Raw genomic sequence first — 6000 nt, 5'->3', positions numbered from 1 at the left:
GGGTGGAGGAGGGCGATTGGGTCATGTTGCAGCGCAGTGTCGGCCGCTGCAAAGGTTTTGAAAATCAGAAAATAATGAGCGGATCGTCCTGAAATTCAGGATGATCAAGAAGCCTCATGCAAGGACCCGCGATGACCCCGGTGATGTTCGATCTCGACGTGCTGCGCACCTTTTCCACCGGCATGGCCCTCGGCAGCTACGCGCGCGCGGCCGACAAGCTGGGCCGCTCGACCTCGGCTGTGAGCGCACAGCTCAAGAAGCTGGAGTCGCAGGCCGGCACCGTGCTGTTCCGCAAGGAGGGCCGCGGCCTGGCGCTCACCGATGCGGGCGAGACGCTGCTGGCCTACGCGCACCGCATGCTCGAGCTCAACGACGAGGCCAGCGCCGCCCTGCGCGGCGCCGACCTGCAGGGCTGGGTGCGGCTGGGCCTGCAGGAAGACTTCGGCGAGACGCTGCTGCCGGCCGTGCTCGGCCGCTTCGCGCGCGCCCATCCCAAGGTGCGCATCGAGGCCTGCGTGGCGCGCAGCGGCGAGCTGCGCGAGCGGCTCGAGCTGGGCCAGCTCGACCTGGCACTGGCCTGGGACGCGGGCGACCAGCCGCTGTCGCCGCATGCCGAGCGCGTGGCGCGGATGCCGCTGCTGTGGATCGGCCCCACGGCGCCCGAGCGCGTCGATGCGCCCTGGTGGACCGAGCGCGAGCATCGCGCGGGCGTTCGCGCCGTGAAGAGCAAGGAGCCGCTGCCGCTCATCATGCTCGACGCCCCGTGCCCGCTGCGCGAGATCGTCATCACCGCGCTCGACCGCGCCGGCCTGCCGTGGCGCCGCGCCTTCGGCAGCGCCAGCCTGGCGGCGCTGTGGGCCGCGACCTCGGCCGGCCTGGGCCTGACCGTGCGCACGCCGTTCGGCTTGCCTGCGCATGTGCGCGCGCTCGATCGCGCGGTGCTCTCGCTGCCGGCGCTGCCGCAGATCTCGCTCGTGCTGTACCGCGCGCAGGCCCGCGCCGAAGCCCCGGCGAGCCGGCTGGCCACGCTGCTGCTGGAGGCCGTGCGCCAGCATCTGCAGGTCGAGACCGTGCAACCCCGCTGAGCGCAGGCCCTTGCGCGGGCCGCCGCCGCGATGCGTGAGAATCCGCCGCTGGAGACAAGTACAAGAGACAAGACCCAAGCGAGACGGCATGACCACCACGCGGCACAACTCCCTGCACCTGTGGGACGACAGGTTCCTCTACATCACACCGGCGATCCAGTCGGGGCTCACGGCGCGTTCGTCGGCCACGCTGCTGGCGTCGGTGAGCGGCCATCCCTTCACGCTGGAGGCGGTCGACGGCACGCGCGTGCGCTGCACTGCCGCGCTGGTGGGACCGCATGTGTCGCGCCGGCTCGACGTCGACGGCTGCGGGCTGCTGTCGCTCAACCTCGACCCGGCCTCCAGCGCCTACCGCATGCTCTCGCGGCACCTGGGCGGCCACGGCATCCAGCCGCTCGACGCGCGCCGCTTCGGTCGCGCGCGCGACGACTTCGAGCCGGCGCAGCACGGCGTGCTGTCCGACCGGCGCCTGCAACTGCTCAGCTCCAGGCTGGTCACCGCGATCACCGAGTGCCCCGAGATCGAGGCCGCCATCGACCCGCGCATCGACCGCGTGCTGCAGGCCATCCGCACGCATGCGGGGCAGATCCCGCTGCGCGAGCTGTCGGCACTGGCCTTTCTTTCGCCCGACCGGCTCACGCACCTGTTCGCGCAGCAGGTGGGCGTGTCGATCAAGCGCTATGCGCTGTGGACCAAGGTGCGCCGCACGGTGCAGCAGTTCACGGCGCGCCGCCCGCTGACCGACGTGGCGCTGGTCAGCGGCTTCACCGACGCGGCGCACATGAGCCGCACCTTCCAGCGCTACTTCGGCCTGTCGCCGTCCTTCCTGTCGAACCAGGTGCGCGTGACGGCCGACGAGCAGGCCTCGCACGCGTGGGGGCGCGGCCTCGCGCACTGAGGCGCCTTCGAAGGTCTCCGGGCGTGGCGCAGGACAGCGGCTGCGTTCAAGCCCCGGCACGCCGGCGTGCCTAAGCTGTGCGGTGCTCCATCAAGAGAGCGCCCATCCAACTGGAGACAGCATGAGACCTCGGAATTTCCTGCGCGGCGCAACGCCGCGATCACTCTGGCTTGCGCTCGTGGCTGCAGCCGCACTGACCGCCTGCGGTGGCGGCGGAGGCGGTGGCAGCAGCAGCTTTCCCTTCTTCCCCGGCACGGGCGGCAATCCGCCCGCAGAGAACAACGCCTACAAGGCCGAGATCCGCCGCACCACGATGGGCGTGCCGCACATCAAGGCCGCCGACTGGCCCGACCTGGGCTACGGCTACGGCTACGCGCAGGCCGAGGACAACCTGTGCACCATGGCCGACTCGTTCCTCACCTACCGCGGCGAGCGCTCGCAGTACTTCGGTGCCGACGCGAAGCTCGTGGCCAGCAGCACCATCGGCCTGCCGAAGAACATCGACGCCGACTTCTTCCACCGCCACGTCATCTCGTCCGACGTGCTGCAGCAGATGATCGGTGCGCAGGCCGACTACATGCAGCGACTGGTGGAGGGCTTCGCCGCCGGCTACAACCGCTACCTGCGCGACGCGAAGGCCGGCGGCAGCGCGCACGCGGCCTGCCGCACCGAAGCCTGGGTGAAGCCGATCACCGCCGAGGACATCTACCGCCGCATGTACGCGACCAACCTGGCGGGCGGCTACAGCAACTTCCTGGCGCACATCGCGAACGCGACCCCGCCCGTGCCCGCGGCGCCGACGAAGGTCGCGGCACGCAGCACCAGCAACAGCAAGAAGAAAGAGCCGCCGCTGCAGCTCGCCGCACGCGATCTCGCCGTGCCCTTGCAGGTCGGCGGCGAAGAGGGCGTGGGCAGCAACATGATCGGCTTCGGCACCGCCGCCACCGGCGACGCGAGCCCGCTGCTGTTCGGCAACCCGCACTGGTACTGGCGCGGGCCCGACCGCTTCTACCAGGCGCAGCTCACCATTCCGGGCAAGCTCAACGTGAGCGGCACCTCGTTCCTGGGCATTCCGGTGACGCTGATCGGCTTCAACGACAACATCGCGTGGAGCCACACGGTCTCGACCGCCAAGCGCTTCGGCTTCTACGAACTGCAGCTGGCCTCGGGCGACCCCACCAGCTACATGCGCGACGGCAGCGCGGTGAAGATGCAGGCCCGCGAGATCACCGTGCAGGTGAAGCAGGCCGACGGCAGCGTGGTGCCGGTGACGCGCACGCTCTACAAGTCCGAGTACGGGCCGATCGTCAACCTGCAGTACCTCAGCGACAAGCTGCCGCCGTGGACCACCACCATGGCCTACGCGATGCGCGACATCAACGACCAGAACTTCCGCACCTTCCGCAACTGGCTGCGTTGGAGCCAGGCGAAGTCGCTCGACGAGTTCATCGCCATCCAGCGCGAAGAGGCGGCCATTCCGTGGGTCAACACCGTGGCCGTGGGCCGGGGCAGCGCCAAGGCCTGGTATGCCGACATCGGCGCGGTGCCCAACGTGCCGGCCTCCCAGATGGCGGCCTGTTCGAGCAAGAGCCCGGTCGGCGCGGCGTTGCAGGCCGTGCCGGCGCTGGCCCGCGTGCCGGTGCTCGACGGCTCGCGCAGCGCCTGCGACTGGCAGACCGACCCCGACTCGGCGCAGAAGGGCGCGCTGGGCGCCGCCCGCATGCCCAGCCTGCTGCGCGATGACTACGTGGCCAACATGAACGACAGCTACTGGCTGGCGAACCCGAAGGCGCCGCTCACCGGCTTCCCGGAGATCATGGGGCCGGCCGGCACCGACCCCGTGAGCTTCCGCACGCGCCTGGGCCATCTGCTCGCGCAGGGCCGCATCGACGGCACCGACAGCCACGGCGCGCGGGGCGCCACGCCCGACAGCGTGAAACGCATGGTGCTGGACAGCCGCGCGTTGACGGCCGAGCTCTTCAAGATGCAGGCGCTGCCGCTGGTGTGCGCGAAGTCCTCCATCAACGTCGCCACCGATCCGCTGACCAGCGAGGCCATCGGCCGCGACATCGACGTCTCTGCAGCCTGCAGCGCGCTGCAGGACTGGAACGGCACTGGCGTTGCGGGTGCGCGCGGTGCGCATGTGTGGGACGAGTTCTGGAACCGCGCCTCGCGCATTCCGGCGGCCGACCTGTACAGCGTGCCCTTCAACCCGGCCGACCCGGTCCGCACCCCGCGCGACCTGAAGCCCGCCGCCGCCCTCGCGCTGCAGCAGGCCTTCGGTGCCGCCGTGGCGCGCGTGCAGGCCAGCGGCTTCGCCGAGAACGCGGCGCGCGGCGACTACCTGTTCGCCACCCGCGGCGGCCAGAAGATCCCGCTGTACGGCGGCTGCGGTGGCCCGGGCTACTTCACCATCGCCTGTTCCGAGAACCGGCTCGACAAGGGTGGCTACACGATGGACGCCAACCCGAACGGCAACAGCTACATGCACATCGTGCGTTTCCCTGAAGGCGGCGTGGAGGCCCACACCTTCCTCACGTTCTCGCTGTCGGACGACCCGGCCTCGGCGCACAACGCCGACTACACCCGGGCCTACAGCGCGGGCCGGTGGCTGAAGGTGCCGTTCTCCGAGTCGGAGATCCAGGGCGACGCGGCCTACCGCAGCGCCGTCGTCAGCGAGTAGATCAGCGAGTAGCGGGCGCCGTGGTGGACGCGGCCGCGCGCTGCGCGAGCCAGTTCCACCCGGCGCCTGCGGCCATGAGCACGCAGGTGCCGAGGAACACGGCGCGCATGCCGATGTGCCCGCCCACGAAGCCGCCCAGCAGCGGGCCCGCCACCTGGCCCGCGTACTGTGCCGAGGTCGAGTAGCCGAGCATGTTGCCGGCCACGCGCTCGGGCACGTTGTGGCGGATCACGCTGGCGATGCAGGGCAGCAGCCCGCCGAGCGACAGCCCCATCAGGAAGCGCAGCACCACCAGCTGCCAGCCCGACGTGACGAAGGCCTGCGGAATCAGCAGCAGCGCCGAAACCGCGAGGCAGCCGACGATCACGTTCCAGTGCCCCACGCGGTCGGCCAGCTTGCCCAGCCGCGAGGCCGAGAGGATGCTGCCGAGCGCGGCGGCCGACATCACGAGGCCGGCCATCATCGTCACGCGCTGCGGGTCGTCGAGCAGCGTGGCGACGTAGACCGTGATGATCGGCTCGATCGACATGTTGGCCAGCATCAGCAGCATGCCGGTGAAGAGCATCGCGACCAGCGGGCGCTTGTCGGGCACGGCGGCCCAGCCGGTGTCGTCGGACGTGCCGCGCTGCTTCGCTGCGGAAGGCGCCTTCTTCTCTTCACGGATGAGAAAGGCCGTCGCGAGAAAGGCGATGAAGATCATAGCGCCCGCCGCGAAGAAGGTGTTGCGGATGCCGACCAGCGGCGGCAGCACCCCACCCACCAGCGGCCCCACGAGGTTGCCCGCCATGATGGCCGACGACATCGTGCCCAGCGCCCAGCCGGTGCGGTCCTTGGGCGTCTGCGTGGCGACCAGCACCATCGAGCCCGAGGCGTACCCGCCGAGCAGCCCCGCCAGCAGCCGCAGGCCCACGAGCTGCCACACGTTGGCCGCCAGGCCGATCAGCGCCATCGCCACAGCCATGCCGAGGCTTGCGCGGATCAGCATCGGCTTGCGCCCGTAGCGGTCGGCCAGCCGGCCCCACAGCGGCGCGACCAGTGCGGCGCTCAGGAAAGTGGCGCCATAGGCCGCGCCCGACCACTGCACGATGGCCGCGTGGTCCTTCACGCCAAGCTGCTCGACGTACAGCGGCAGGAAGGGCAGCAGCAGCGTCATCGCGATGATGGTCGTGAAGGAGCCGAACATGCAGACCGCGAGGTTGCGCTGCCAGTGTGCGTGGGCGCCCGGTTCGGCTGTGGGGGCGCCTGTTGTCGTTGTCGTCGGGTTGGTCATGGTGGGGAACGTCCATTGTGGGACGGCCCGCGCGGGCTGGCGCTTGCCGATTGGTGGGGGCACC

Annotated in this window: 4 protein-coding genes; 3 read left to right on the top strand and 1 reads right to left on the bottom strand. The window is 70.4% G+C overall.

Annotated elements, in window-relative coordinates; translation table 11 throughout:
- The first annotated feature begins 131 nt into the window (after positions 1 to 131).
- The 3 genes from AC07Y4_RS28115 (at position 132) to AC07Y4_RS28105 (ending at position 4666) form a co-directional block, all read left to right on the top strand.
- The gene (locus AC07Y4_RS28115; RefSeq protein ID WP_487850084.1) at positions 132 to 1085 is read left to right on the top strand and encodes a LysR substrate-binding domain-containing protein; all 954 of its coding nucleotides are present in this window, start codon (positions 132 to 134) and stop codon (positions 1083 to 1085) included.
- A gap of 88 nt (positions 1086 to 1173) precedes the next feature.
- Positions 1174 to 1983, top strand: coding sequence for a helix-turn-helix domain-containing protein (locus AC07Y4_RS28110; RefSeq protein WP_487850085.1), 810 nt, complete (start codon positions 1174 to 1176; stop codon positions 1981 to 1983).
- Between the two features lie 121 nt (positions 1984 to 2104).
- Positions 2105 to 4666 (top strand): penicillin acylase family protein, encoded by a 2562-nt coding sequence (locus AC07Y4_RS28105; protein ID WP_487850086.1) that lies wholly within the window; start codon positions 2105 to 2107, stop codon positions 4664 to 4666.
- A 1-nt stretch (position 4667) separates the two neighbouring features.
- On the opposite strand, the gene AC07Y4_RS28100 is transcribed toward AC07Y4_RS28105, so the two are convergent.
- Positions 4668 to 5936 (bottom strand): MFS transporter, encoded by a 1269-nt coding sequence (locus AC07Y4_RS28100; RefSeq protein WP_487850087.1) that lies wholly within the window; start codon positions 5934 to 5936, stop codon positions 4668 to 4670.
- Positions 5937 to 6000 lie beyond the last annotated feature (64 nt).

The organism is Variovorax sp. GW460-12-1-14-LB1, assembly GCF_059423605.1.
Note: the sequence above shows the minus strand (reverse complement) of the source record. Positions and strands in the feature narration are given on the sequence as shown.

Coding starts and splice junctions, on each gene's coding strand:
- AC07Y4_RS28110 (WP_487850085.1), top strand. CDS start 1,174: ATGACCACCACGCGGCACAACTCCCTGCACCTGTGGGACGACAGGTTC.
- AC07Y4_RS28105 (WP_487850086.1), top strand. CDS start 2,105: ATGAGACCTCGGAATTTCCTGCGCGGCGCAACGCCGCGATCACTCTGG.
- AC07Y4_RS28100 (WP_487850087.1), bottom strand. CDS start 5,936: ATGACCAACCCGACGACAACGACAACAGGCGCCCCCACAGCCGAACCG.
- AC07Y4_RS28115 (WP_487850084.1), top strand. CDS start 132: ATGACCCCGGTGATGTTCGATCTCGACGTGCTGCGCACCTTTTCCACC.